Here is a 26703-nt window from a genome sequence, read left to right as displayed (position 1 = left end):
CCGAGCCTTACTGTCGGGTGCATGGAAGGCATCGCAGGCATCGCACCGCAGGCTTACGAGAACCACGTCCCGCCGCCCGGGTACGACACGTCCGCGGTGGAGCGCTGGGCCCCGGAGCCCGACAAGCGCCCCGGACGCACCGCCTTCCAGCGCGACCGCGCGCGCGTGCTGCACTCCGCGGCCCTGCGCAGGCTGGCCGGCAAGACCCAGGTGGTCACCCCCGGGACCCGCAGCCAGGCGTGGGACGCCAGTCCCCGCACGCGGCTGACCCACTCCCTGGAGTGCGCCCAGGTCGGCCGCGAGCTGGGCGCGGCCCTGGGCTGCGACCCGGACCTGGTGGAGGCCGCCTGCCTCTCCCACGACCTGGGCCATCCGCCCTTCGGGCACAACGGCGAGCAGGCGCTGAACGAGTTCGCGCAGGACTGCGGCGGCTTCGAGGGCAACGCCCAGTCGCTGCGGCTGCTCACCCGCATCGAACCCAAGCGCTTCACCGACGGCGGCTCCCGCTCCGTCGGCCTCAACCTCACCCGCGCCACCCTCGACGCGGCCGCCAAGTACCCGTGGCCGCGCGGCGCCCACCCCACCGACCCCGGCTCCGGGAAGTTCGGCGTCTACGAGGACGACCGGCCCGTCTTCGACTGGGTCCGCAAGGACGCCCCCGGCCCCCGCGCCACCTTCGAGGCCCAGGTCATGGACTGGTCGGACGACGTGGCGTACTCGGTGCACGACGTCGAGGACGGCCTGCACGCCGGCCACATCGACCCCGGCTGCCTGCACGCCGAGCCCGAACGGCAGGCGGTCTTCGCCGTCGCCGTCGGCCGCTACGTGCCCGCGGACACCGACCCCGCCGAGCTGTCCGCCGCCCTCGACCGCCTCCAGGCCCAGGAGTGGTGGCCGCACGGCTACGACGGCTCGGCGGTCGCCCAGGCCCGCCTGAAGGACGCCACCAGCCAGCTCATCGGCCGCTTCTGCCTGGCCGCCGAGGCGGCCACGCGCGCGCGGTGGGGCAGCGGGCGCCTCACCCGCTACGGCGCCGAGCTCGTCGTCCCGCACGAGACGCGGCTGGAGTGCGCGGTCCTCAAGGCCGTCGCCGACCGCTACGTCATGCAGCGCGCCGAGCAGGAGCGGCTGCGGGCCGACCAGCGGATCGTGGTCGCCGAGCTGGCCGCGGCGCTCACCGCCCGCGCCCCGGACGGCCTGGACCCGCAGTTCCGCGCCCTGTTCGGCCGGGCCGGCGACGACCGCGCCCGCAAGCGCGTCGTCGTCGACCAGATCGCCTCCCTCACGGACGCCTCGGCCCGGTCGCTCCACGCCCGTCTGACGGGGCATCCATGAGACCGACGGGGCGCGAGTGACACCGAACACGCCCGAATGTGACCCTCCGTGGCCTGATCGGGCCACTCCCTCTTCCCCCATCACGCTGCGTGCGGGACGCTCGCATGTGGCGGCACCCGCTGTGTTATCCGAGGGGACACCCCTCAGACACCCCGTAGGAGGCATCAAGTGGTCGACGCGGATCAGACATTCGTCATCGTCGGAGGTGGCCTCGCCGGCGCGAAGGCGGCCGAGACGCTCCGGGCGGAGGGCTTCAGCGGGCGGGTGATACTGATCTGCGACGAACGCGACCACCCCTACGAGCGCCCCCCGCTCTCCAAGGGCTACCTGCTCGGCAAGGAGGAACGCGACAGCGTCTTCGTCCACGAACCCGCCTGGTACGCCCGGAACGACATCGAACTGCACCTCGGCGAGACCGTCGAGGCCGTCGACCGCTCGGCGAAGACGGTCCGCTTCGGCGAGGACGGCACCGCCGTCCGCTACGACAAGCTGCTGCTGGCCACCGGCGCGGAGCCGCGCCGGCTGGACATCCCGGGCACCGACCTCGCGGGCGTCCACCACCTGCGCCGCCTCGCGCACGCCGAGCGGCTGAAGGGGGTGCTGGCCGCGCTCGGCCGGGACAACGGCCACATCGTGATCGCCGGGGCGGGCTGGATCGGCCTGGAGGTCGCCGCGGCGGCCCGCGAGTACGGCGCCGAGGTGACCGTCGTGGAGCCCCTGGCGACCCCGCTGCACGCGGTCCTCGGCCCCGAGCTCGGCAGCCTCTTCGCGGACCTGCACCGCGAGCACGGCGTCCGCTTCCACTTCGGTGCGCGGCTGACGGAGATCGTGGGCCAGGACGGCATGGTGCTGGCCGCCCGCACGGACGACGGCGAGGAGCACCCCGCCCACGACGTCCTGGCGGCGATCGGCGCGGCCCCGCGCACCGGCCTCGCGGAGGCGGCCGGCCTGGAGATCGCCGGCCGTGAGCACGGCGGCGGCATCGTGGTCGACGAGCGGCTGCGCACCTCCGACCCCGACGTCTACGCGGCAGGTGACGTCGTCTCCTTCCCGCACGCCCTGTTCGGCACCCGGCTGCGCGTCGAGCACTGGGCCAACGCCCTCAACGGCGGCCCGGCCGCGGCCCGCTCGATGCTCGGCCGGGACGTCACCTACGACCGGGTGCCCTATTTCTTCTCGGACCAGTACGACCTGGGGATGGAGTACAACGGCTGGGCGCCCCCGGGCTCGTACGACGAAGTGGTGATCCGGGGGGACGCCGGAAAGCGTGCATTCATCGCCTTCTGGACCAGGGACCGCCGGGTGCTGGCCGGGATGAACGTCAACGTGTGGGACGTCAAGGACCCCGTCCAGCGGCTGATCCGCTCGAAGGCACAGGTGGACACCGAGGCGCTGGCGGACCCGCACGTTCCGCTCGAAAGCCTCGTCTCTTAGGTGTCAGTCCATCCCCGTAGAATTCACGCGTGGCAGGACGGATCAACGACGAGGACGTGAAGGCGGTACGGGACGCGGTCCCGATCGACGCCGTGGTGTCCGAGTACCTCCAGCTGCGGAACGCGGGCGGCGGCAACCTCAAGGGGCTGTGCCCGTTCCACGACGAGAAGTCGCCGTCCTTCCAGGTCAGCCCGGGCAAGGGACTCTTCCACTGCTTCGGCTGCCAGGAGGGCGGCGACACCATCACGTTCGTGATGAAGGTCGACCACCTCTCCTTCTCGGAGGCGGTCGAGCGCCTGGCCGCCCAGGCCGGCATCACGCTGCGCTACGAGGAGGGCGGGTACAACCCGGCCCACCAGCGCGGTGAGCGCATCCGCCTGGTCGAGGCCCACAAGATCGCCGCGCAGTGGTACATGGAGCAGCTGGCCACCAGCCCCGAGGCCGACACCGGCCGCGCGTTCCTCGCCGAGCGCGGCTTCGACCAGGCGGCCGCCGAGCACTTCTCCGTCGGCTACAGCCCGCAGGGCTGGGACCACCTCACCCGCCACCTGCGCGGCAAGGGCTTCACCGACAAGGAGCTGCTCCTGTCGGGTCTCGCCCAGGAGGGCCGCCGCGGTCCCATCGACCGCTTCCGGGGCCGGCTGATGTGGCCGATCCGCGACATCGGCGGCGACGTCGTCGGCTTCGGCGCCCGCAAGCTGTACGAGGCGGACAACGGCCCCAAGTACCTCAACACGCCCGACACCGCGATCTACCGGAAGTCCCAGGTCCTGTACGGCATCGACCTGGCCAAGAAGGAGATCGCCAAGGCGTCCCGCGCGGTGGTCGTCGAGGGCTACACCGACGTCATGGCCTGCCACCTGGCGGGCGTCACGACGGCGATCGCCACCTGCGGCACCGCCTTCGGCGGCGACCACATCAAGATCCTGCGCCGGCTGCTGATGGACAACGGCAGCGCTCGGGTGATCTTCACCTTCGACGGCGACGCGGCCGGCCAGAAGGCGGCCCTGCGCGCCTTCGAGGACGACCAGAAGTTCGCCGCCGAGACCTACATCGCCATCGCGCCGGACGGCATGGACCCCTGCGAGCTGCGCCTGGCCAAGGGCGACGACGCGGTGGCCGACCTGGCCGAACCCCGCACCCCGCTCTTCGAGTTCGCGCTGCGCCAGATCGTCGACCGCTACGACCTGGACACGCCGGGCGGGCGGGCCGCCGCCCTGGACGAGGCGGTCCCGGTGGTGGCCAAGATCAAGGAGTTCACCCAGCGGCGCGAGGTCGCGGTGCAACTGGCGGGACTGGTCGGCATCCGCGACGAGGAGTACGTCGTCGACCGGGTCGGTCACAGGAGCCGCAGGAGCGGCGGGCGGTCGCGTCCGGCGCCCTCCCGCGGCCGTCAGGGATACGAGATGGCCGCCCCGCGCACGGCTCCGTCCGGTCCCTCCCTCACCCTGCGCAACCCCGTCTACATCACCGAGCGCGAGCTGCTGAAACTGGCGCTGCAGCGTCCCGAGCTGGTGTCACCGATCTTCGACGCCTTCGGGGTGGACGAGTTCACCGCCGCGCCCTACGCCGCGGTGCGCCAGGCCGTGCTCGACGCGGGCGGTGTGGAGTACGGCGTGCAGGACCCCCAGAACTACCTGCACCAGGTCCGTGAGGCGGCGCCCGACGAGACCGTGAAGGCGATGGTCACCGAGCTCGCGGTCGAACCCATCAGGCGCAAGAACGTCGACGAACCCTATGCGGGCGCCCAGCTGGTCACCGTCCGGCGCCGCGCCGTGGAGCGGCGGGTGGCGGAGATCCACGTCACCCTCACCCGGCTGGGCCAGCACAGCGACCCCGCGCAACTCGCCGCGGTGCAGAACGAACTGTGGGTGCTCCAGCAGTACGACCAGGCCCTGCGGGAGCACGGCGCCGCCGCCCTCTGAGCGGACGCGTACGGCACGGTAACCGCCCGGTCACGGCACGATTGCAAAAAGTCACCGCACGCCCCTCGTGGCGGCGATGTGTCGTACCCCACACTGGGTCCGGTGCCTGAGTCCTCGGAGCGCGGCCGATCCGTCCCGCACGGGTCCCACAAACCCGCGGTTCCGCTCATCGCGTACGGGACGGACAGCGGCGTGGCCGCAGACTCCGCCCCCGAAGTACCGCTGCCGCTCACCTCTGCAGCGATCATCCTGGAGGTCGCCCCCGTGCAGACCCAGACCCTCACCCAGACCGACACCGGTACGGACACGGAGCCGGACGCCGAGAACGGCGTTCTGGTCGCGGTCCCCCCACAGGCCCGTGTCGTGCACCACCCCGAGGCGGACCCGGAGGGCCCGTCCGAGCCGGCCGAACCGCCCGCCGGGGCGCTGGAGGCCGTCTCCACCGAGCCGGTGGAGACCCCCGTCGTGGAGCGGGTCCGCGCCGACACCGGCGGCCCGTCCTCCGACCTGTTCCGCCAGTACCTGCGCGAGATCGGCCGTATCCCGCTGCTCACCGCGGCCGAGGAGGTCGAGCTCGCCCGCCGGGTCGAGGCCGGCCTGTTCGCCGAGGAGAAGCTGGGCAACACCCCCAACCTCGCCAGCCAGTTGGCCCTCGACCTGGACCGCCTGGTGGTCATGGGCCGGATGGCCAAGCGGCGCCTCATCGAGGCGAACCTGCGCCTCGTGGTGTCCGTGGCCAAGCGCTACGTCGGCCGCGGCCTGACCATGCTCGACCTGGTCCAGGAGGGCAACCTCGGGCTCATCAGGGCGGTCGAGAAGTTCGACTACGCCCGCGGCTACAAGTTCTCGACGTACGCCACCTGGTGGATCCGCCAGGCCATGTCCCGGGCCCTCGCCGACCAGGCCCGCACCATCCGCGTCCCGGTCCATGTCGTCGAACTCATCAACCGGGTCGTCCGCGTCCAGCGCCGCATGCTGCAGGAGCGGGGCTACGAGCCGACCCCGGAGGAGGTCGCCGCCCACCTCGACCTGCCGCCCGAGCGGGTCAGCGAGGTGCTGCGGCTGGCCCAGGAGCCCGTCTCCCTGCACGCCCCCGTGGGCGAGGAGGACGATGTGGCCCTCGGTGACCTGATCGAGGACGGCGACGCCGCCTCGCCGGTGGAGTCGGCCGCGTTCCTGCTGCTCAGGGAGCACCTGGAAGCCGTGCTGTCCACGCTGGGCGAGCGGGAGCGCAAGGTCGTCCAGCTCCGCTACGGCCTGGCCGACGGCCGCCCGCGCACGCTGGAGGAGATAGGCCGCATCTTCGGCGTGACCCGGGAACGGATACGGCAGATCGAGTCCAAGACCCTGAACAAGCTCCGCGACCACGCCTTCGCGGACCAGCTGAGGGGATACCTGGACTGAGCCGGGGGCCGCCTCCCTGCGGCCCCCGGCCCGGCTGATCGACCGGCCCGGCTAGTCGACCTCGGCCACCGCCTGGGCGAACTGCGCCTGGTACAGCCGCGCGTACGCCCCGTCCGCGGCGAGCAGTTCGCCGTGCGCGCCCTGCTCCACGATCGACCCGTTCTCCATGACCAGGATCGTGTCCGCGTCCCGGATGGTCGACAGCCGGTGCGCGATCACGAACGACGTGCGCCCGTGCGCGAGTTTGGCCATCGCCTTCTGGATGAGCACCTCGGTGCGGGTGTCGACGGAGCTGGTGGCCTCGTCGAGCACCAGGATCACCGGGTCGGACAGGAACGCCCGCGCGATGGTGATGAGCTGCTTCTCACCGGCGCTGACGCCCGAGCCCTCGTCGTCGATCACGGTGTCGTACCCGTCGGGCAGCGTCCGGATGAACCGGTCGGCGTGCGCGGCCCGCGCCGCCTCCTCGATCTCGCCCCGGGTCACCTCCCGGGACGCCCCGTACGCGATGTTCTCCGCGATGGTGCCGCCGAACAGCCAGGTGTCCTGCAGCACCATGCCGATCCCGGACCGCAGTTCGTCCCGGGACATGGCCGCGACGTCGACGCCGTCGAGGGTGATCCGCCCGCCGGAGACCTCGTAGAACCGCATGAGCAGGTTCACCAGGGTGGTCTTGCCGGCGCCCGTCGGGCCGACGATCGCGACGGTGTGCCCCGGTTCGGCCTTCAGGGACAGGTTCTCGATCAGCGGCGTGTCGGGGTCGTAGCGGAAGGAGATGTTCTGCAGCTCCACCCGCCCGCGCAGTTCCTCGGACCGCAGGCCCTGCACCGGATCCGGCTCCTGCTCCTCCGCGTCCAGGAGTTCGAAGATCCGCTCGGCCGAGGCGACGCCCGACTGCACCAGGTTCGCCATCGACGCGACCTGCGTCAGCGGCATCGAGAACTGCCGCGAGTACTGGATGAAGGCCTGCACGTCGCCGATGGACAGGGCGCCCGAGGCGACCCGCAGCCCGCCGACGACCGCCACCAGCACGTAGTTGAGGTTCGACACGCACATCATCAGCGGCTGCATGATCCCGCTGTTGAACTGCGCCCTGAACCCGGCCTCGTACAGCGCGCCGTTCTGCTCGGCGAACTGCCGCGCCGACTCCTCCTGCCGCCCGAACACCTTCACCAGCGTGTGGCCGGTGTACATCTCCTCGACGTGGGCGTTCAGCGCACCGGTGGAGCGCCACTGCTGCACGAAGTGCGGCTGCGAGCGCTTGCCCACCCGGGTGGCGACGACGAACGACAGCGGCACGGTCACCAGCGCGACCAGCGCCAGCAGCCACGACACCCAGAACATCACCGCGAGCACACCGATGATCGTCAGCAGCGAGTTGATGAGCTGGCCCATCGACTGCTGGAGCGTCTGCCCGATGTTGTCGATGTCGTTGGTCGCCCGGGACAGCACCTCGCCGCGCTGCCGCTTGTCGAAGTACGACAGCGGAAGCCGCGACAGCTTCGTCTGCACCTGCTCGCGCAGCCGGAACATGGTGCGGTTGACCGTCCGGTTGACCAGCCGGGTCGCCACCGCCATCAGCAGACCGGCGACCGCGAACGTGCCCAGCGCCAGCAGCAGTACACGGCCCACGGCGTCGAAGTCGATGCCCTGGCCCGGCGTGAAGTCGGTGCCGCGCAGCATGTCGGCGACCTGGCCCTGGCCCCGCGCCCGCATCGCGTCGAGGACCTGCTGCTTGCTCGCCCCGGCCGGCATCCGCCGTCCGATGATGCCGGAGAAGACCAGGTCGGTGGCCCGGCCGAGAATCTTCGGCCCGATCACGTTGAGACCGACGCTGATCACCACGCACAGCAGCAGCACGCCGATCGTCAGCCGTTCCGGCTTGAACTGGGCGATCAGGCGCCTGCCCGACGCCTTGAAGTCCATCGAGCGGTTGTCGGGGCCGCCGCCCTGGCCCATCATCCGCGCCATCGGCCCGGCCATCAGGCAGCCTCCGCTTCCGTCAGCTGGGAGAGCACGATCTCCCGGTACGTCTCGTTGCCGGTCATCAGCTCGTGATGGCGGCCGGTGCCGACGACCCGTCCCTCGTCGAGGACCACGATCCGGTCGGCGTCGCGGATGGTCGCCACCCGCTGGGCGACGATCACGACGGTCGCCTCCGCGGTCTCCTCGGCGAGCGCGGCCCGCAGCGCCGCGTCGGTGGCGTAGTCGAGGGCGGAGAAGGAGTCGTCGAAGAGGTAGATCTCCGGGCGCTGGACGAGCGTACGGGCGATGGCGAGCCGCTGGCGCTGACCGCCCGAGACGTTGGTACCGCCCTGCGCGATGGGCGCGTCGAGCCCGCCCTCGAGCCTGGTCACGAAGTCCTTGGCCTGCGCGACCTCCAGCGCGTGCCACAGCTCCTCGTCCGTGGCGTCCGGGTTGCCGTAGCGCAGGTTGGTCGCCACCGTGCCCGCGAACAGGTACGGCTTCTGCGGTACGAGCCCGACCGTCTTGGCCAGCAGCGCCGGGTCGAGCGCGGCGACGTCCGTGCCGTCGACGAGGACCTCACCGGCCGTCGCGTCGAACAGCCGGGGGACCAGCCCGAGCAGCGTGGACTTGCCGCTGCCGGTCGAGCCGATCACGGCGGTCACCTCGCCGGGCCGGGCCACCAGGTCGATCGACCTGAGCACGGGCTCCTCGGCGCCGGGATAGCGGAACCCCGCGCCCCGGATCTCCAGGTGCCCGTGCCGGCGCAGCTCCGTGACCGGGGCCAGGGGCGGCACCACGCTGGAGGAGGTCTCCAGGACCTCCTGGATCCGCTCGGCGCACACCTCCGCGCGCGGCACCATCATGAACATGAAGGTGGCCATCATCACGGACATGACGATCTGCATGAGGTAGGCGAGGAAGGCGGTCAGATCGCCGATCTGCATCCCGCCGCTGTCGATGCGGTGCGCGCCGAACCACACCACCGCGATCGACGACAGGTTCACCACCGTCATCACGATCGGGAACATCAGCGCGAGCATGTTGCCGGTCTTCAGCGCCATCTCGGTGAGATCGGCGTTGGACTTGCGGAACCGGTCCTTCTCGTACTCGTCCCTCACGAAGGCGCGGATGACGCGGTTGCCGGTGATCTGCTCGCGCAGCACCCGGTTCACCGTGTCCAGCCGGGACTGCATGGACCGGAACAGCGGCCGCAGCCGCCGCACGATGAGCGTCACGCAGATGCCCAGGGTCGGCACCACCGCCACGAGCACCGCGGACAGCGGCACGTCCAGGCCGAGCGCCAGCACGATGCCGCCCACGCACATGATCGGCGCGGACACCATCAGTGTGAACGTCATCAGGGCCAGCATCTGGACCTGCTGTACGTCGTTGGTGGTACGGGTGATCAGCGAGGGTGCGCCGAAGTGCCCCACCTCGCGGGCGGAGAAGGACTGCACCCGGTCGAAGACGGCGGCCCGCACGTCCCGGCCGAGCGCCGAGGCGGTCCGGGCGCCGAAGTAGACGGCACCGATGTTGCACACGACCTGCACCAGCGAGATGCCGATCATCAGGGCGCCGAAGGAGAGGATGTAGCCGGTATCACCCTTCACGACACCGTTGTCGATGATGTGCGCGTTCAGCGTGGGCAGGTACAGGGTGGCGCAGGTCTGCAGGAACTGCAGCAGCACCAGCAGGGAGATGGGTTTCTTGTAGGGCCTGAGGTAGGCCCGCAGTAGTCGTATGAGCACACTACGTCTCTCGGAGTCGGCGACGGGGCGGGCGGCTTGCTGCCCGAGGCTCCTATCGTCCGACACTCCACCCGTGTTACCTCAACCGATTAAGCCGACAGCAGTGCGCTTTACCGTCTTACGGGCGGAAAGCGCCGGGGTGCGTCTGGTCCCGGACGGAGATGAACTGCTGCCGCACCGCCTGACCCACCGCCAGTTCGTCACCGGGCTCGCGGATCTGCGCGGCCGCGCCCTGCCAGGCCGGCGGGGTGCGCGGGTCGAGGGTGCCCTGCGAGGCGCCGAGCGCCCAGGCCGCCTGCCGAGCGGCGCCCATCGCCGCGTAGTCCGCGGGCTGCACCACGACGACCTGCGCCCCGAACAGCATCGGCGCCACCGCCTGCACGGCGGGCAGCTCCGCGGCGGCCCCCAGCAGGAAGACCCGTCGCACCTCCACGCCCCGGCCGCGCAGCACGTCCAGCGCGTCCGCGAGCCCGCACAGCATGCCCTCGAACGCCGCCCGCGCCAGGTGCTCCGCCTTCATCGACTCCCGCCGCAGCCCGGCGAGGGTGCCCGCGGTGTGCGGCAGGTTCGGCGTCCGCTCACCCTCCAGATACGGCAGGAGTACGAGTCCGTGCGAGCCCGGCGTCGACTTCAGCGCCAGGTCGGACAGGCTCTCCAGGTCGGGCAGCCCGAGCAGTTCGGCGGTCCCGCGCAGGGCCCGTACGGCGTTGAGCGTGGTGACGACGGGCAGGTGCATGCCGGTCGCGTCGGCCAGGGAGGTGATCATCCCGGTGCTGTCGTAGAGGGCCTCGGGGTGCACCGCCATCACCGACCCGGAGGCGCCCAGCGACACCACGGCGTCACCGAGCCCGATGCCCAGCCCGAACGCGGCGGCCATGGTCTCGCCGGTCCCCGCGGAGATCAGCAGCCCCTCGGGAGTCGTACCGGCCGGCTCGGCCGGCCCGATCACCTCGGGCAGCATGACCTGGTGACCGAGCGCCAGCTCGACCAGATCGGGCCGCCAGGCGCCGGTGGCCGCCGACCAGTACCCGGTGCCGGAGGCGCCACCGCGATCGGTGGTCCTGCGCACCGGCCGCCCGAGCAGCTGCCACACCAGCCAGTCGTGGGCCTGCATGAGCATCGCGGTGCGCAGGGCGGCGTCGGGCTCGCTCTTCGCCAGCCAGCGCAGTTTGGTCACCGGCTGCGCGGCCCCCGGCACGCAGCCCACCGCCTGCGCCCACGCCTCGCGCCCGCCGAGCGCGTCGATCAGATCCGCCGCGGCGACCTGCGCCCGCTTGTCCCCGCCGACCATCGCGGGCCGTACGGTGCCGCCCTGGGAGTCCAGCGGCACCAGCGCGTTCGCCTGCGCCGACACGCCGATGGCCTGAACGCCTTCGAGGAGTCCGCCGCCGGCCGCCTCGCCGAGGGAGAGCAGCCAGGCCTGCGGGTCGACGTCGGCGGGCCGTCCTCCCCCGCCGTCGCCCTCGACCGGATGCGGGGCGTACCCCTGCCTGAGTACGGCACCCGTGTCCGAATCACAGACGACGATGCGAGTGAAATCGGGCGCACTGTCCAGCCCGGCGACTATCCCCATGACGAAAATTCTATGGGCCGGGCGGCGCGGGGGCGCGTGGCCTCACAGGCCCCTCGCAGCCGGGGGGAAACGATGGGCCGCGGACGAAGGCGCGACAGCACCCGGGCGCGGCCTACGTGCTGCTGGTGCCCCAGTCGTCCCGCGCCGCGCCGTCGGTCCCGCGGTCGCGCAGGGAGCGCACCCGCTGCGCCACCGACTCCGGGACGCGGTCTCCGACCTTGTCGCTCACCACGTGGTACGCCTTGCCCGCGAACTCACGGCCCTGCTGCGCGGCCGACTCCGCGGTGTTGCGGACGGCCGGGTTCTGCGCGACCTGACGTGCCGACTTCTTCAGCTGCTCGTAGCGCTCACGCCCGGCGCGCGTGCCCAGTACGTAACCAAGAGCCAGTCCGACGACGAACGTCAGCTTGTAGCGCATGGCGGCCACCCTTTCCTCGTGCAGGTCTCTGGCGCGGTGTCGGTGCCGGGGGAACCGATTGGCGGAGCACCCCCCTGCTTGCGCTAATGTATGTGTCGCAGCGAGCGCCCGCCCTCTGGCGAATACCCAGGCAGGTACGTTCGATGCAACGAGGCATTCCTCCGTAGCTCAATTGGCAGAGCAGCCGGCTGTTAACCGGCAGGTTACTGGTTCGAGTCCAGTCGGGGGAGCTCGGTCCTCCGTAGCTCAATTGGCAGAGCAGCCGGCTGTTAACCGGCAGGTTACTGGTTCGAGTCCAGTCGGGGGAGCATGCTGAACGAGGACCCCTGAGGGGTCCTTTTTCATGTCCGGCCCCGCGCCCGGGAACCGTGCAGGTCACGGCGGAGTCCTCAAGGGCAGGCGAAGTCGACCATACGAAGCAGGAGATCGTATGAGCGGCTATGCTGCGGCAGACGGCGCGCACAAATGTGCGCGACACGCCGCTATGGGGCGGTAGCTCAGCCGGTTAGAGCAGCGGACTCATAATCCGTCGGCCGTGGGTTCGAGTCCCACCCGCCCCACCAGTGCAGGGTCGTGACCCGCGGAAACGTCTCTTCTGAGGTGTTGGAACGGCAATTCGGGCTCATCGGACTGAACGCTGCTCGTGAGCTCGGCGGCGAGGTGACGGATGGGGGCGGGCATTGCGCTGACCTGCGCGAATGCGCCGGAGCGTGGTGGGGGAGGGGCCCCAGGAGCGGCCTCAGCGAAGAGCCGGAGGCGTATGTGAGGACGCTGTGGGCGCGGGTACGGCGAAGTCTGTCTTCGAGGTCACCTCGGGGCGGGGTGCACGGTGCGGGCCCAGTGCTCCATGGGTGCCCGACGCGCATCCGAAGTGCGTCCTCGGCCACCCGGGACCGAGAGCAAGGGGTCACCAGCCAGGTTGACGAACGGTTCGGGCCGCGGTGAGTTCCCGGTTGGCCAGTCAATCCTGCGGCTCGGGCGCCCGGGCTTTGGCTGAGTTCTCGACAGGCCGTTGCCATGGGGCGACCCTGTGCCTCATCGCCGACTGCGCGGCTGTGCAGGCTCTACTGCCTGAGGTCCATCGTGCGGACCGGCTGTCCCGTGGTGCGGGCGATGGTGTCGAAGCCGTGGTCGCAGTGGAGCAGTGTGAGCCCCGCTTCCTCGGCGGCGGCAGCCACCAGCAGGTCGACGGGGCCTGCGCTGCGGTGCTCACCCTTGGCGGTCAGCTGTTCCTGGACGACGCGGGAGCGGCGGTGGACGCCGTCCGGCACGGGGCACCAGACGTAGTGGGCGTCGAGCGCCGCCTTCAAACGCGTACGGTCTGCGGCCGAACGGGCTGAGTAGAGGAGCTCGAGTTCGGTGATGTCGCAGATCGCGACGAGGCCGGCGCCGATCCTGTCATCCCAGTCGGCCGTGTTCTGGCGGAGCAGGACGCGGGCGAGCGCGGAGGTGTCGATGAGGTAATCGGCGACGGTCACTCATGCGCTCCGGCGTCGGGGGTGACGCCGGCCGTGCTCGTGGGCCGGTACCTGCCCTTGTCCAGGAGAAGGTCCATGTCCAGCGCGCCGTCGGCCACCAGCGCGCGGGCTTCGTCGAGTGCGCGCAGACGCCGGTAACGGGCCGTGACCTCCCGCAGGGCGGTGTTGATGGTCTCGCGCTTGGTCGTGGTGCCGAGTTCCTTGGCCGCTTCTTCCAGGGCCTCGTCGTCGAGGTCGATCACGGCGCTGCTCGACGACGGCGACCTGGACGCCGCCTGGCGCGAGGCGGCCGACCGCGCGGACGACCGGCAGTGGGAGCGACTCGCCGGCCTGTCGCGCGAGATGCGTCCGGCCGAGACACCCGGCGTGTACCTGCGGCTGGTCGAGCGGTCGACGGGGTCGACCGGGGACCGTGCCTACGAGCATCTGGCCGGGTCGCTCCTGGCGGCCCGTGACTGCCGTCAAGGGTTGAACCCGTCACGGCCGTGGACACGACCGCCGAGGTCCCGGGACAGCGGAAGCCGGGCGTGCCGCCGGGCGGAACCGTCCGTGTCAGCCCTCGAAGCCCTGGTCGCGCAGGATCTTGTCGATGCGGGTGCGGTGGGCCTCCTGCCAGGCGTCGAGGGTCTCGTCCGCCTCCTTCGCCAGCTTGGCCCGGGCGGCGGCCAGGGCCTCCCGCGCGCGGGCGGAGGGAACGACCACGATGCCCTCCTCGTCGGCGACGACGATGTCGCCGGCGTCCACCGTGACGCCGGCGCAGCGCACCCGGGCATTGAGCGGCTCGACGGCCTTCTTGCTTCCGGGAATGGGGATCACCCCCCGGGCGAACACCGGGAAGCCCAGGTCCCGGACCTCGGCGAGGTCGCGGATCAGCCCGTCGGCGACAAAGGCCGCGACGCCCCGGCGCTGTGCGACGGCGCACACGTTGCCGCCGGCCAGCGCGTAGTCCAGGTCACCCGACTCGACGACGATGACGGCGCCCGGTGCGGCGCGGTGGATGGCCGCGTGCAGCATGAGGTTGTCGCCGGCGGGGCACCGCACGGTGAACGCCGGCCCGGCCACGCGCGGCACCGGCGACCACAACGGCCGGATGCCGATGTCCATGACCTGCTCGCGGCCCAGGACGTCGGCGAGGGTGGTGGTCGGAACGTCCGCGAACGGGGAGGCGGCGGCTTCGGTGGCGTCTGTCATGGCTCCTCTGTCCTTCATCGTCGCTGTGGCTGCGGACGCGCGGCCGCGTCCTTCTCCGGGCTGTAGAACTGCTGCTCCCAGGTCGCGCCGCCGTCCTGCGTCGACAGTACGGTGCCCTCGTCGCCCACGGCCCACCAGTGCCGGTCGGAGGCGACGTGCACGGCCCACAGGGACATGCCCGAACGGGTCGGGGCGGCCTGCCAGGAGGCCCCGCCGTCCCGGGAGATCAGCACCGTGTCGCTGCGGCCCACGGCGCAGCCGACGCGGCCGTCGGGAGCGAAGTGCACGGCGTTGAGGCACTGGGTCGTTTCGCTGTCGTGGCGGCGCCAGTGGGCGCCGCCGTCCGCCGTGCCGAGGACGGTGCCGTCGTCACCCACGACCCAGCAGGTCCGGGCGTCGACGACGTGCAGGCCGACCAGGTCGTCCGTGGTGCCGACGGACTGCGTGCGCCAGGTGGCGCCCGCGTCGCGCGTGGCCAGGACGGTGCCGCCGGTGCCCACGGCCCAGCCGGTCCGGTCGTCCGCGAACGCGACCGTCCACAGGGCGGCCCGGCCCGGCGCACCGGCCTGGTGCCGCCAGGTCGCCCCGCCGTCGTCGGTGGCGAGGATCGTGCCCTGGTCGCCCACGACCCAGCCGGTGCGCCGGTCGGGGCGCACGTGCACCGAGAGCAGGTCCCTGATGGTGCCCGTCTCCTGGGCCCGCCAGGTGGCGCCGGCGTCGCGGGTGACCATCACGGTCCCGCCCCGGCCCGCCACCCACGCCGTGTCGGCGTCCGGTGCCGTGATGCCGTAGAGGTTCGTGGCCGGGCCGATGGGACGTGGACTCCACCGCCCGCCGGATCGGGAGGAGAGGACGGTGCCGCCGTCGCCGACCACCCAACCGCCGTCGGCGCCCGGGAAGATGTGCACGCCGTAGAGGTTCTTGCCGGTGCCGGAGACATGCGCCCGCCAGGTCTCCCCGCCGTCGTCGCTGCCGAGGATCAGACCGCCGTCCCCGGCGGCGCTCACCGCCTTGCCGTCGGGCGAGACCCACACGTCCTTGAGGCTGTCGGTGACCAGGCTGTCCTGGCCGCTCCACCGGGCGCCGCCGTCCGAGGTTGTCAGTACGGTGCCCGAGTCCCCGACGGCCCAGCCGAGTTCGCCCGACGCCGTGAACGCGACGCCCCACAGGGCGGCGTCCGTCCCGCTGTCGCGGCGGGACCAGGTGGCCCCGCCGTCGTGGGTGACCAGGATCGTGCCGCCGCGGCCGACGGCCCAGGCGGTGCCGGCGTCCACGGCGTGCACGTTCGTGAGGGTGACGGTGGCGGGGTAGGACCGGCGGTGCCAGGTGGTGCCGCCGTCGGTGGTGGCGAGGATGACGCCGTGGTCGCCGACCGCCCAGGCGTGCAGGCCGTCGTCCAGCCCGTGCACGGCGTGCAGGTCCTCGGTGGCAGGGATGTCCTGGCGGTGCCAGGTGGTGCCGCCGTCGGTGGTGGCGAGTAGCGTCGCGGCGGTGCCGACGGCCCAGCCGCGCGGCGCCGCCAGGTGGACGGCGTGCAGGTCCTCGGTGGCAGGGATGTCCTGGCGGTGCCAGGTGGTGCCGCCGTCGGTGGTGGCGAGGATGACGCCGTGGTCGCCGACCGCCCAGGCGTGCAGGCCGTCGTCCAGGCCGTGCACCCCCCACAGCACGGTGCCGCTCGAGATGCCGCCGCCCCGCCAGCCGGCGCCCGCGTCGGTGGTCACGGCCACGGCGCCGCCCTGTCCCACCACCCAGCGCACCGGCCCCGCGCCGTGCACGCCCACGAAGTCCTGGTGCATGCCGTTGAGTTGAGGGTGCCAGGTGACGCCGCCGTCCTCGGTCGCCAGGACCAGCCCGTCGTCGCCGGCCGCCCGGCCGCGCATCGCGCCGGGCGTGAAGGCGAGGGCCACGATGTCCTTGCCGGTGCCGCTGGACCGGGCGGAGAAGGTGCGGCCGCGGTCGGCGGAGGCGAGGACCATGCCGTCGTCGCCGGAGACCCGGACCGTGTTCCCGTCCGGTGCCGCCCACACGCCGTAGACGTCCAGTTCGGTGCCGCTGTCGGCCCTGGTCCAGGTGGCGCCCGCGTTCTCGGTCCACAGCACGGTGCCCTCGCGCCCCACGGCCCAGCAGCTGGCGGGGGAGACGGCGAAGACGCCCCGCAGATCGGCCGCTGTGCCGCTCTCCTGGACCGTCCAGGTGCTGCCGGCGTCCGTCGTGGCGAGGATCCGGCCCTTCTTGCCCACGATCCAGGCCACCCGGTCGTCCAGCGCGAAGCAGCGGGTGAAGTGGGCGCCGGTGCCCGTTCGCTGCGGCTGCCAGGTGCGTCCGCCGTCGGCGGAGGCGAGGACGGTGCCGCCGTCGCCGACGGCCCAGCCCGTCCGGCCGGTGGGCGCGAACGAGATGCCGTAGAGGTTGCGTTCGGTACCGGAGTCCTGCCGCCGCCAGTGCCGGCCGCCGTCCTCGGTGTGCAAAATGATCCCGTCGCGGCCGGCGGCCCAGCCCCGCAGCGTGTCCACGAACGAGACCGCACGCAGGTCCTTGTCCGTGTCGCCCTGGGGCGACCATCCGCGGCCGCCGTCGCGGGTCGCGAGGATCATGCCGCCGTCCCCGACGGCCCACCCGTGGTCCTCGTCCACCAGGCAGACACCTTGGAGGTTCACACTGCGCGGCGCGATGTTCCACATGGTCATGGCGGAGCCCTGCCAACCCTTGCGTAGGTGGTGTTCGGAACGGAGACCTTGATCCGGCCGCCGAGGGCTCAGCCGGCCGCGGTCACTTCCCCGGCGTCGGCGTCCGTCTCGTGGGCTGTGCCGGAGGAGGAGCGTCTGCGCAGGCCGCGGGAGACCACGGCCGGCATCGCCGCGCCCAGAGCGGCGAACGCCACGGCCAGGACCACCCACCCGCGCGCTCCGTGGTCGAGCACCAGCCAGGTGAAGACCGCGGGGGCGAGCATCTTGCCGATGTCGGCGCCCATCGCGTGCGTGGCCTGGTACTGGCCCTGGGCGTGGTCCGGGGCCAGTTCGAAGGCGATGCCCCAGCTGCCCGCCGCCTGGCGCACCTCGCCGAGGGCGTGGGCGACGGCGCCCACCACGAGGAGCAGACAGGCCGGCACCAGGGCGGCCCCGTCGCTCAGCGCGAACACCAGACAGGCGGCCGCGACGCAGCCCGCACCCTGGAAGCTGGCCCGCGCGGCGGCCGCCGGGTGGTCCGCGCCACGGGCAGCCCGGGTCTGGACGGTCACCACCAGGATGGTGTTGACCAGCAGGATGGCCGCGCTCATCCACCGGGGCGCGCCCGTGTGCCGCAGCACCCACAGGGGCAGCACCACGTCGAGCAGGATGGCGTGCGTGGTCAGCAGCCCGTCCAGGGCGGCGAAGGCGAGGAACGGTACGTCCCGCAGCACCGCGACCGCGGAACCGGCGGAGGACGGCACCGGCGGCACGGGCGGCTCTTTGATCGTGAGCAGGCCGGTGACCAGGAAGGTGACGGCGATGAAACCCACCGCGCCCTGGTAGGCCGCGCGTGAACCCACCGCGAGCACCAGTCCGGCGAGGCACGCCCCGACCGAGACGCTCGCGTTGGAGGCCGCACGCACCTGGGCCAGGACGGTCACCCGGTCCCCGGAGGGGATGAGGCCCGCGATCATGGCCTTGCGCGCGCTGCGGCCGGACCGGTAGGCGATGTTCTGGGCGGAGATGATGACCAGGTAGGACCAGAACTCGTCGGCGAACAGCAGCGCGCAGGTCAGCGCGGCCAGTACCAGGAACGACCACATCTGCACGGTGCGCGGGCCGGCCCGGTCGGCCAGATGCCCGAGCGGGATGCTGCACAGCAGGACGATCGCGGCGGCGACGCTCACACTGAGGCCCAGTTGACCCACCGTCAGATGCAGGACGGTGACGGCGTAGATCGCGCTGAGCGCCATCCACAGTCCCTGGCCCAGGGTCATCACCATGGTGATGACGGTGAGGAGGCGCGCGGGACCGGGCGGAGGCAGGAGGGATTTCATCCGATGACGCTCCTCGCTCTTTCTCTGCCCGCTCTTCTCTCCCGGCGAGGCTAGGTCACCTCCCGGGCCGCCGAGGCTTGCGCTCACAAAGGGACTTAACCGCGAAAAGACCGTTCTGCTCGTGAACCGCATGCCGCGCAGTACGAGACCTATGAGCAGAAGGGGATTTGCTTGTTTTAGGAGCAGTGCGCTCGCAAGGGACCGGCCCGCCCGGGCTGCGGCTAGCGTCGATCCGGCTTCCCGTCACCGGAGTTCGGACCGACATGACCACAGCACTCGACCGACGCCTGGGCGCCGGCCTGCTCCACCACGCGAGCGCCCTTCCCGACCGCGTCGCCCTCACCATCGGGCGCCGCGACTACACCTACGAGGAGACCGTGGCCACCGCGCTGCGCTGGGCCGCCGCCCTCGTCGAGGCGACCGGCGGCCGCCCCCGCCGGATCGGGGTGTTCGCCCAGCGCAGCGAGGTCTCCTACCTGGGTGTGGCTGCCGCGCTGTTCGCCGGCGCCGCCTTCGTCCCGCTGAACCGGAAGTTCCCGCCGGCGCGGACCCGTGTCATGCTGGCCCGCGCCGAGGTCGACGCCGTCCTCGCGGACGCCGCCTCGGCCGCTCAGCTCCCGCAACTGCTGGAGGGGTCGGACCCCTGTCCGGTCGTTCTGCTGCCTGATGCCGAACGGGCGGAGGTGCCCGGCCTCGACGACTCGTACCGGGTGCTGGACGCGACCGACCTCGCGGCGTTCGCGGCGCCGGCCGAACTACCCGAGCCCGCCCCCGACGACCCGGCCTACCTGCTGTTCACCTCGGGCAGCACCGGCGCGCCCAAGGGGGTGCCGGTCACCCATGCCAACGTGCGCGCGTTCCTCGACGTCAACCAGGACCGCTACCGGCTGACCCCCGATGACCGGCTCACCCAGACCTTCGACCAGACCTTCGACCTGTCGGTCTTCGACCTGTTCATGGCCTGGGAGAACGGCGCCCGCGTGTGCTCCATGGACCCCATCGAGCTGCTCGCGCCCTTCAAGTACCTGGAGCGCAACGGCGTCACCGTCTGGTTCTCGGTGCCGTCCGTCGCCGCCGTGCTCCGCCGGCGCGGGGTGCTGCGACCCGGCACGATGCCGACGCTGCGCTGGAGCCTGTTCTGCGGCGAGGCGCTGCCCCGGGCCACCGCCGAGGCCTGGCAGGCGGCGGCGCCGTACTCCACCGTGGAGAACCTGTACGGGCCGACCGAACTCACCATCGCCTGCACCGTCCACCGCTGGGACCCGGTGGCCGGTCCCGCCGAGTGCGTCCACGACAACGTGCCGATCGGCCGGCCCTACCCGGGGCTGACCGCCGTGGTCGTCGACGAGCGGCTGGCCGACGTGCCGGACGGCGAACCGGGCGAGCTGTGCCTGGCCGGGCCGCAGACCACCCCCGGTTACTGGCGGGCGCCGGAGCTGACGGCCGAGCGGTACTTCGAACGCGACGGACTGACGTACTACCGGACCGGCGACGTGGTGCGGCACCTGGACGGCCGGTACGTCTGCCTCGGCCGCAACGACCAGCAGGTCAAGATCGGCGGTCACCGGGTCGAACTGGGCGAGGTCGAGGCCCTGCTGCGCCGGGCCGGGGCCCTGGAGGCAGTGGCGCTGCAGTGGCCGGACCCCGGCACGATCACCGCCGTGGTGTCCGGCGCCGGCGACACGGCGGCGCTGACCGACGCCTGCACGGCAGGGCTGCCCGTCTACATGGTGCCGAGGTCCGTGCAGGCCGTCGAGGAGATGCCGGTCAACGCCAACGGCAAGGTGGACCGGGCCGCGCTGCGCCGGTGGCTGGCGGAGCGGGCGGCCGACCACGGCTGACGCCCGCCGCACCGCCGAACGTCACCCGCACATGACCAATCGCAGGAGGGGAACCATGAGCAGCGTCGACGCCCTCGTCGCCCGCACCCTGGGCATCACCGAGGACCGGGTCTCCGACGCCCTCGAATATCAGTCGATCCGGGAATGGGATTCGCTCGGCCACATCTCGTTGATGGTGGCCCTCGAGGAGACGTACGGCGTGACGGTCGACGACGAACTCACGCTCGCCCTGCGCTCGGTCGGGGCGATCCGTGAGTTCGCCGAGGGCCGTGCCCCCGTTCCGGCGACCGCCCCCGGGCAACGGCACACCGTGCACCGTGGGCTGGACGGCGTCAGCTTCGACCGGACCACCATCACCCGCATCGACGGCGCCGAGGGGACCCTGGAGTACCGCGGCTACAGCATCCACGACCTGGCCGAGCGCGCGTCCTTCGAGGAGGTGGCCCACCTCCTCGTGCACGGCGAACTCCCGGACGCCGCCGCGCTGTCGGCCTTCGAGAAGGAACTGCGCGCCGCCCGCGCGCTGCCGGCCCCGGTGCTCGACCTGGTCCGCTCGCTGGCGCACGCCCACCCCATGGACGCGTTGCGCACCTGCGTCTCCGCGCTGGGCGCCCTCGAGACCCGGCGGGCGGCCGGCGCGGACGAGACGTACGACCAGGCCCGTGACACCGGCATCGCGCTGATCGCCCGGATGCCGATGCTCGTCGCCGCCCATCACGCCGTCCGCAGCGGCCGCGAGCCGTCCGTCCCGGACGAGGAGACCTCCTACGCCGAGGCGTTCCTCACCGTCCTGCTCGGCGAGCGGCCCACACCGGCCACGGTGCGGTTCCTGGACAAGGGACTCATCGTCCACGCCGACCACAGCTCCAACGCCTCGGCGTTCGCGGCCCGCGTCGCCATCGGCTCCCGGTCCGGGATGGCCGCCGCGGTCACCGCGGCCGTCGCCACCTTCGCCGGTTCCGTGCACGGGGGTGCCGCCGAACGCGTGATGCGGCTCCTCGACGACGTGGGCTCGCCCGAGCGGGCCGAGCGGTACGTGGCCGACCTGCGTGGCCGGGGCGAGCCGGTGATGGGTTTCGGCCACCGGGTCTACCGCACGGAGGACCCGCGAGTACGCCACCTGCGGTCCACCGTCGTCGAGCTGAGCCGGGAGCTGGGCGACAGCCGCGGACTGGACATCCTCGACGCCGTCGCCGAGGCCATGCGGCCCTACGGCCGGCACGGCCTCGCGCCCAACGTGGACCTCTACGCCGGCCTCGCCTACCGGCTGCTGGGCCTGCCCGACGACCTCGCGGCGGCGCTGTTCGCCGTCGGCCGCGGTGCCGGCTGGGTGGCGCAGGCCCTGGAGCAGCAGTCGAACAACGTCCTCATCCGGCCCCTCCTCGACTACGTCGGGCCGCGCGGCCTGGAGTTGCCGGCGGCCCGGGAGGCGGCGGCCCGATGACCACGCCGATCAGGACCCGGCTCGCCGGGCGGGCGGTCGAGTTGTACGGCCTGCCCGAGTGCGCCGACGCGAACGGCTTCGACCTCGGGGCCGTCCCCTACACCGGCCGCGTGCTGATGGAGTCCCTGCTGCGGGCGGGCGACGCCGCGGCGGCCGCCACGCTCGGCAAGCGGCTGGCGGCGGGGGAGGAACCCGGCCTGGAGATGCCGTTCCGGCCCGCCCGCATCCTCGTGCAGGACTACACCGGCATCCCGCTCCTGGTGGACCTCGCGGCGCTGCGCGACCGGGTGGCCGAGCCGCGCCGCGTCAACCCCGCGCTGCCCGTCGACGTGGTCGTCGACCACTCCGTACAGGCCGATTTCGCGGGGCGGCCGGACGCGCTCACCCGCAACGAGGCGCTGGAGACGCGGCGCAACCGGGAGCGGTACGCGTTCCTGAAGTGGGCCGAGGGGGCCTTCGAGGGCCTGCGGGTCGTCCCGCCGGGCAGCGGCATCGTGCACCAGGTCAACCTGGAACGGCTGGCGACCGTCGTCGCGCCCGGACACGGTGACCTGCTCCACCCGGACACGGTGATCGGCACCGACAGCCACACCACGATGGTCAACGGCCTCGGCGTCCTCGGCTGGGGGGCCGGAGGCCTGGAGGCGGAGGCGCTGATGCTGGGCCTCGCCCAGCCGATCCGTGTCCCGCCCGTGGTCGGGGTGCGGCTGACCGGCGCGGTGCGGCCGGGCACCTCGCCGACCGACGTGGTCCTCGCCCTGACCGAGCGGCTGCGCCGGGCCGGCGTCCGCGGCCTGATGCTGGAGTTCACCGGCCCGTCGGCCGCCGCGCTGCCGGCCCCCGACCGCTGCACCATCGCCAACATGGCGCCCGAGTACGGTGCGATGTCCGCCTTCTTCCCGGTGGACGAGGAGACCCTGGACTACCTGCGGCGCACCGGCCGCGCCGAGCGGGACACGGTCCTGGTGGCGGAGTACTGCCGGCGCCAGCGCCTGCTGCGTACGGGCGACGAGCCCCGGTTCGGGCGGGTGATCGAGTTCGACCTGGGGGAGGTCGGGCCCAGCCTGGCCGGGCCCAGCCGCCCCGACCAGCGGATCCCACTGGGCGAACTGCCCGGCTCCTTCGCCGCCTTCCACCCGGCCGCGCCCCGGACGCACGGCGGTGTCACCGACGGCGACCTCGTCATCGCGTCCGTCACGTCGTGCACCAGCACCTCCAACCCGAGGGCGATGCTGGCGGCCGGACTGCTCGCCCGGCGGGCGGTGCGGCGCGGGCTGACCGTGCCCGGACACGTGAAGACGAGCCTGTCGCCCGGCTCCCGGGCCGTGACCCGCTATCTGCGGGACGCGGGGCTCCTCGACGACCTGGAGAAGCTCGGCTTCCACGTCGCGGGGTACGGCTGCATGACCTGCAACGGCGGCAGCGGCCCGCTGAACGAGGGCGTCGGTGAGGCCGTCGACGACGCCGGCCTCACCGTCGCCGCGGTGCTCAGCGGCAACCGCAATTTCGAGGCCCGGGTGCACGCCCAGGTCCGGGCCGGTTACCTGGCCTCGCCCGCCCTGGTCGTCGCCCTCGCCCTCGTCGGGCACGTCCGTGCCGACCTCGACCGCGAGCCCCTGGGCACCGCCCCCGACGGCACTCCCGTCCTGCTGCGCGACCTGTGGCCGGACGACGCCGAACTGCGCGCCCTGGAGGTGGAGTTCGTCACCCCCGAGGTCTTCGCCGAGGACACCGGCGGGCAGCCGGGCTGGGCCGCACTCACCGCACCGGAGGGAGAGGTCTTCCCCTGGGACGAGGACTCCACGTACATCCGTCCCCCCGCCTATGCCGACGCCCGTCCGCGCTCCGGTCCCCTCACCGGCGCCCGCGCGCTGCTCGCGCTCGGCGACGACGTCAGCACCGACCACATCTCACCGGTCGGTGCCATCCCGGCCGGCTCCCCGGCCGGCCGGCACCTGAGTGAGCGCGGGGTGCGCGACTTCAACTCCTACGGCTCGCGGCGCGGCAACCACGAGGTGATGGCCCGCGGCACCTTCAGCAACCCCCGCCTGCGCAACCACCTGGTCGGGGACGGCGAGAGCGGCGGCAGGACCCTGCACCTGCCGAGCGGCGAGCGCCTGCCGGTGTACGAGGCCGCGTGCCGGTACGCCGCCGAGGGCACCCCGCTGATCGTGCTGGCGGGCCGCTCCTACGGCATGGGCTCCTCCCGGGACTGGGCGGCCAAGGGCCCCTGGCTGCTGGGGGTACGGGCGGTCCTCGCCGAGAGCTTCGAGCGCATCCACCGCGCCAACCTCTGCGCCATGGGCGTTCTGCCGCTGCTGCTGCCCGAGGGCCACGGCTGGGCCGGCCTCGGGCTCACCGGGCGGGAGGAGTTCCACCTGGCGCTGGAGCGGGTGCGGGAGACGGGTGAGGCGGAGGTCACCGCCGGCGGCGTCACGTTCACCGCGCGGGCCGACGTCCGGTCCGCGGGCGAGTGGGACGTCCTGCGGGCCGGTGGCACCCTGCCGTACCTGCTGGGCCGGCTGCGGGAGGGAGAGACGCGGTGAACGGTCAGCTCCTCGACGAACTCGGTCTGCGCTCCGCCGCGGAGGCCGACGCGCTCGCCGCCGGCGAGAAGGCCTTCGCGCCGGTCCACGTCGGCACCCGGGACCTGCCGATCGGCGTCCTCCTCGAACTGCTCGGGCGGCACGAGGACCTGGTGCCGCCGCGCACCGGGCACCTCGGCAACTGGGAGGACATCGCGCTGGGGCGGTCCGGGCCGATGGACTTCAACACCGCCGTCTGCGGCGCCGGCCACGGCTATCCGCTGATCTACGGCTTCACCCGCACCGAGGCCGACACCGACGGCGGCGACGAGGCCTACCAGCCCGGCTCGCTGATCGAGCAGGGCAAGCGGGACATCCTGGCGCTGCACACCTGGGACGGACGCCGCTTCGTCCGGCGGGACCGCAGCCGGCCGCTGTTCTGCCCGCTGACCCGGGCGGACGTGGACGGCGAACTGGTCCCCCTCGTCGACCTGCACTGGCGCCGGATGCTGAAGATCCCCGGCTACCGCTTCCGGCAGTGGGCCACGGTGCTGGTGGACCGCGCTCCTCTGGTCACCGACATGCTCACGCTGCTCGTCGAGCAGTCGGACGCCACCGCCCGGCAGGGCACCAGGCTGCCGGAGCTGATCAGCCATGCCGTGCGGCTGGACGGCGAGGTGTCCCGCTGCACCGTGGTGCGCGACGGCACGGGTTACCTGCTGGACGGGCACCGCTACCCCTCGGCCCGCGCGCTCGCCGAGGCCGCGCTGGTGCTGGTGCGTTCCCTGGCCGAGCCGGCCGCGTTCTTCGAGCAGCTGCCCGCGCTGCCCCCGGTGCTGCCGGTGATGTCGCTGCAGCTGACCAATGTGCTGTTCGGCCTGCTGGGCACCCACCGCCCGGACCGCCCGGCCGGCACCCCGGAGAGCCCCTTCGTCACCCATCTGCACTGGGGGGCGCGGGCCATGGCGGGCTGCCCGCCCCGGCGCAGCGGCTACCTGACGCGCCGCTCGACGGTCCGCTCGCTCAGGGCGATCACCGCTCCGCTGGTACGCGGCTTCGACGAGGCCGCCCCGGTGGCTTTCGTGCTGCTGCCGGCCCAGGTCTTCATGCTCTGCCCGCCGAGCACCTCGCCCGCCGACGGCGAACTGCTCACGGGCCTGTTCCGGGCCGTCCTCGCGGCCGCTCCGGACGGCGCCCACGACGTCGCGCTCGACTGGCTGCGCGAGCACCGGGACCGGCTCTCGCCGTATCTGCGGGGACGCTTCGCGAACGGTGCCGGGGTGCCCGCGGACGGCACGTCGCGCGACCCGGCGGTGCCCGTGGAGCCGGAGGGCTTCCGGGAACTGACGTTCCGCCAGGCCTGCATGGTGGTCGGGGCGTTCGAGGAGGCGCTGGGATGAGACTGCGCCACCACACCGTCCGCGTCGCGCTCAAGGAGCCCTTCGTCAGCAACACGGGCACCACCACCGAGGTACTTCAGAGCGTCGTCGAGCTGACCTGGCGGGGGCTGACGGGCCACGGCACCGCGCGCGGCGCTCGCGCCGCGGAGATCGACGCCTGCGCCCCCGTACTGGCCCGGGCGTCGTCGCCGTACGAACTGCGGCACGTCCTCGGCCGGCTGACGGACGCCGGTGTGGGCCCCGTGGCCCGGTCGGCCGTGGACATGGCGCTGCACGACCTGCTCGGCAAGGCCTGTGGTCAGCCTCTGCACCGGCTGCTGGGGCTTGACGGGCTGCCCGTCGGGCCCACGGCGCTGTCCATCGGCGCCTGCCCGGACGGCGAACTCCTCGCCCGGGGCCGGGCGCTGGCCGACTGGCCGGTTCTGAAGCTGAAGTTCACCCCGGACGACGACGGCAGCCGCGCCGGGCTGCTGCGCTCGGTGTACGGCGGGCGCATCCGGGTCGACGGCAACGGTTCCTGGACCCCCGGCCGGGCCCTGGGCGTCGCCCGCGCACTGCACCGGTACGGCGTCGAACTCCTCGAGCAGCCCGTGCCACCCGGCGACGTGGAGGCGCTGCGGTACGTCCACGAGAACTCACCGGTGCCGGTCTACGCCGACGAGGAGTGCTCCGGTCCCGAGGACGTGCCGCGGCTGACCGGCCGGGTCAGCGGCGTCAACGTCAAGCTGGTCAAGTGCGGCGGGCTCCTCGCGGCCCGCGAGACCGTCACGCTCGCCCGGCGCGCCGGACTGCGGGTCATGCTCGGCTGCAAGCTGGAGAGCGCCCTCGGGGTGACGGCCATGGCCCAACTGGCGCCGCTCGCCGACGAACTGGACCTGGACGGCCATCTCGGTCTGCTCGGTGACCCGTTCACCGGCGCGACGGTCGACCGTGGTGTGATCGGCCTGCCGACGGCCCCTGGCCTCGGCGCCGTCATGAACACCGTGAACAGCACGAACTACGGAGACAACTGA

General features: G+C 72.7%; 18 protein-coding genes and 3 tRNA genes. 12 read left to right on the top strand and 9 right to left on the bottom strand.

The genetic code is table 11. The features are described from left to right. Window positions 1-21 precede the first annotated feature (21 nt). From ACJ9NR_RS13160 to ACJ9NR_RS13145, 4 genes are all read left to right on the top strand, one after another. Complete coding sequence (locus ACJ9NR_RS13160) at window positions 22-1335, top strand: deoxyguanosinetriphosphate triphosphohydrolase (RefSeq protein WP_412487734.1); 1314 nt, start codon at window positions 22-24, stop codon at window positions 1333-1335. A 168-nt stretch (window positions 1336-1503) separates the two neighbouring features. After that, on the top strand, window positions 1504-2769 hold the full coding sequence (locus tag ACJ9NR_RS13155) for an NAD(P)/FAD-dependent oxidoreductase (protein ID WP_412487733.1): 1266 nt from the start codon (window positions 1504-1506) through the stop codon (window positions 2767-2769). 29 nt (window positions 2770-2798) lie between these two features. Beyond that, entirely contained in the window at window positions 2799-4694 is a 1896-nt protein-coding gene (gene dnaG, locus ACJ9NR_RS13150) for a DNA primase (RefSeq protein WP_412487732.1), read from the top strand. A 102-nt stretch (window positions 4695-4796) separates the two neighbouring features. Then, a complete protein-coding gene (locus ACJ9NR_RS13145) occupies window positions 4797-6098 on the top strand; it encodes an RNA polymerase sigma factor (RefSeq protein ID WP_412487731.1) in 1302 nt (433 codons plus the stop codon). Window positions 6099-6149: 51 nt separating this feature from the next. Here the strand turns inward: ACJ9NR_RS13145 and ACJ9NR_RS13140 are convergent, their stop codons facing one another. The 4 genes from ACJ9NR_RS13140 to ACJ9NR_RS13125 form a co-directional block, all read right to left on the bottom strand. Continuing rightward, window positions 6150-8081, bottom strand: coding sequence for an ABC transporter ATP-binding protein (locus tag ACJ9NR_RS13140; RefSeq protein WP_412487730.1), 1932 nt, complete (start codon window positions 8079-8081; stop codon window positions 6150-6152). Then, the gene (locus ACJ9NR_RS13135; protein ID WP_412487729.1) at window positions 8081-9814 is read right to left on the bottom strand and encodes an ABC transporter ATP-binding protein; all 1734 of its coding nucleotides are present in this window, start codon (window positions 9812-9814) and stop codon (window positions 8081-8083) included. Before ACJ9NR_RS13135 ends, ACJ9NR_RS13140 begins: the two co-directional genes overlap by 1 nt. 118 nt (window positions 9815-9932) lie before the next feature. Further along, entirely contained in the window at window positions 9933-11387 is a 1455-nt protein-coding gene (locus ACJ9NR_RS13130) for an FGGY family carbohydrate kinase (RefSeq protein ID WP_412487728.1), read from the bottom strand. Between the two features lie 112 nt (window positions 11388-11499). Then, window positions 11500-11805 carry a YtxH domain-containing protein gene (locus tag ACJ9NR_RS13125; protein WP_412487727.1) on the bottom strand — a complete coding sequence of 102 codons (306 nt, stop codon included), beginning with the start codon at window positions 11803-11805 and terminating at the stop codon, window positions 11500-11502. Between the two features lie 157 nt (window positions 11806-11962). Here ACJ9NR_RS13125 and ACJ9NR_RS13120 point away from each other — a divergent pair. The 3 genes from ACJ9NR_RS13120 to ACJ9NR_RS13110 all read left to right on the top strand — a co-directional run bounded on the left by ACJ9NR_RS13120 (window position 11963) and on the right by ACJ9NR_RS13110 (window position 12368). Continuing rightward, window positions 11963-12035: transfer RNA gene (locus ACJ9NR_RS13120), tRNA-Asn, on the top strand. 5 nt (window positions 12036-12040) lie between these two features. After that, a tRNA-Asn gene (locus tag ACJ9NR_RS13115) sits at window positions 12041-12113 on the top strand. A 178-nt stretch (window positions 12114-12291) separates the two neighbouring features. Then, a tRNA-Ile gene (locus ACJ9NR_RS13110) sits at window positions 12292-12368 on the top strand. 501 nt (window positions 12369-12869) lie between these two features. Here the strand turns inward: ACJ9NR_RS13110 and ACJ9NR_RS13105 are convergent. The 5 genes from ACJ9NR_RS13105 to ACJ9NR_RS13085 all read right to left on the bottom strand — a co-directional run bounded on the left by ACJ9NR_RS13105 (window position 12870) and on the right by ACJ9NR_RS13085 (window position 18480). Beyond that, a complete protein-coding gene (locus ACJ9NR_RS13105; protein ID WP_412487726.1) occupies window positions 12870-13283 on the bottom strand; it encodes a PIN domain nuclease in 414 nt (137 codons plus the stop codon). Next, window positions 13280-13525: a type II toxin-antitoxin system VapB family antitoxin gene (locus tag ACJ9NR_RS13100; protein WP_412487725.1), complete on the bottom strand. Its 246-nt coding sequence runs from the start codon at window positions 13523-13525 to the stop codon at window positions 13280-13282. The genes ACJ9NR_RS13105 and ACJ9NR_RS13100 overlap by 4 nt, the downstream gene beginning before the upstream one ends. A gap of 310 nt (window positions 13526-13835) precedes the next feature. Further along, window positions 13836-14474 (bottom strand): RraA family protein, encoded by a 639-nt coding sequence (locus tag ACJ9NR_RS13095; RefSeq protein ID WP_412487724.1) that lies wholly within the window; start codon window positions 14472-14474, stop codon window positions 13836-13838. Between the two features lie 14 nt (window positions 14475-14488). Next, on the bottom strand, window positions 14489-17161 hold the full coding sequence (locus ACJ9NR_RS13090; protein WP_412512693.1) for a WD40/YVTN/BNR-like repeat-containing protein: 2673 nt from the start codon (window positions 17159-17161) through the stop codon (window positions 14489-14491). Between the two features lie 68 nt (window positions 17162-17229). Continuing rightward, window positions 17230-18480, bottom strand: a complete 1251-nt coding sequence (locus tag ACJ9NR_RS13085; protein WP_412487722.1) for an MFS transporter — start codon at window positions 18478-18480, stop codon at window positions 17230-17232. Between the two features lie 263 nt (window positions 18481-18743). Here ACJ9NR_RS13085 and ACJ9NR_RS13080 point away from each other — a divergent pair, with 263 nt between their 5' ends. The 5 genes from ACJ9NR_RS13080 to ACJ9NR_RS13060 are packed head-to-tail and all read left to right on the top strand — an operon-like array spanning window position 18744 to window position 26703. Then, on the top strand, window positions 18744-20321 hold the full coding sequence (locus ACJ9NR_RS13080; RefSeq protein WP_412487721.1) for an amino acid adenylation domain-containing protein: 1578 nt from the start codon (window positions 18744-18746) through the stop codon (window positions 20319-20321). 55 nt (window positions 20322-20376) lie between these two features. Beyond that, window positions 20377-21765 (top strand): citrate/2-methylcitrate synthase, encoded by a 1389-nt coding sequence (locus ACJ9NR_RS13075; protein WP_412487720.1) that lies wholly within the window; start codon window positions 20377-20379, stop codon window positions 21763-21765. Further along, on the top strand, window positions 21762-24311 hold the full coding sequence (gene acnA, locus ACJ9NR_RS13070; protein WP_412487719.1) for an aconitate hydratase AcnA: 2550 nt from the start codon (window positions 21762-21764) through the stop codon (window positions 24309-24311). Before ACJ9NR_RS13075 ends, acnA begins: the two co-directional genes overlap by 4 nt. After that, on the top strand, window positions 24308-25690 hold the full coding sequence (locus ACJ9NR_RS13065) for a DUF6025 family protein (protein ID WP_412487718.1): 1383 nt from the start codon (window positions 24308-24310) through the stop codon (window positions 25688-25690). Before acnA ends, ACJ9NR_RS13065 begins: the two co-directional genes overlap by 4 nt. Further along, complete coding sequence (locus ACJ9NR_RS13060; protein WP_412487717.1) at window positions 25687-26703, top strand: enolase C-terminal domain-like protein; 1017 nt, start codon at window positions 25687-25689, stop codon at window positions 26701-26703. Before ACJ9NR_RS13065 ends, ACJ9NR_RS13060 begins: the two co-directional genes overlap by 4 nt.

This window comes from Streptomyces sediminimaris (assembly GCF_047049295.1).
In the GTDB taxonomy this organism is placed as follows: domain Bacteria; phylum Actinomycetota; class Actinomycetes; order Streptomycetales; family Streptomycetaceae; genus Streptomyces; species Streptomyces sediminimaris.
The sequence above is the reverse complement of the archived record's forward strand: the minus strand, read 5'-3'. Positions and strand labels throughout refer to the sequence as shown.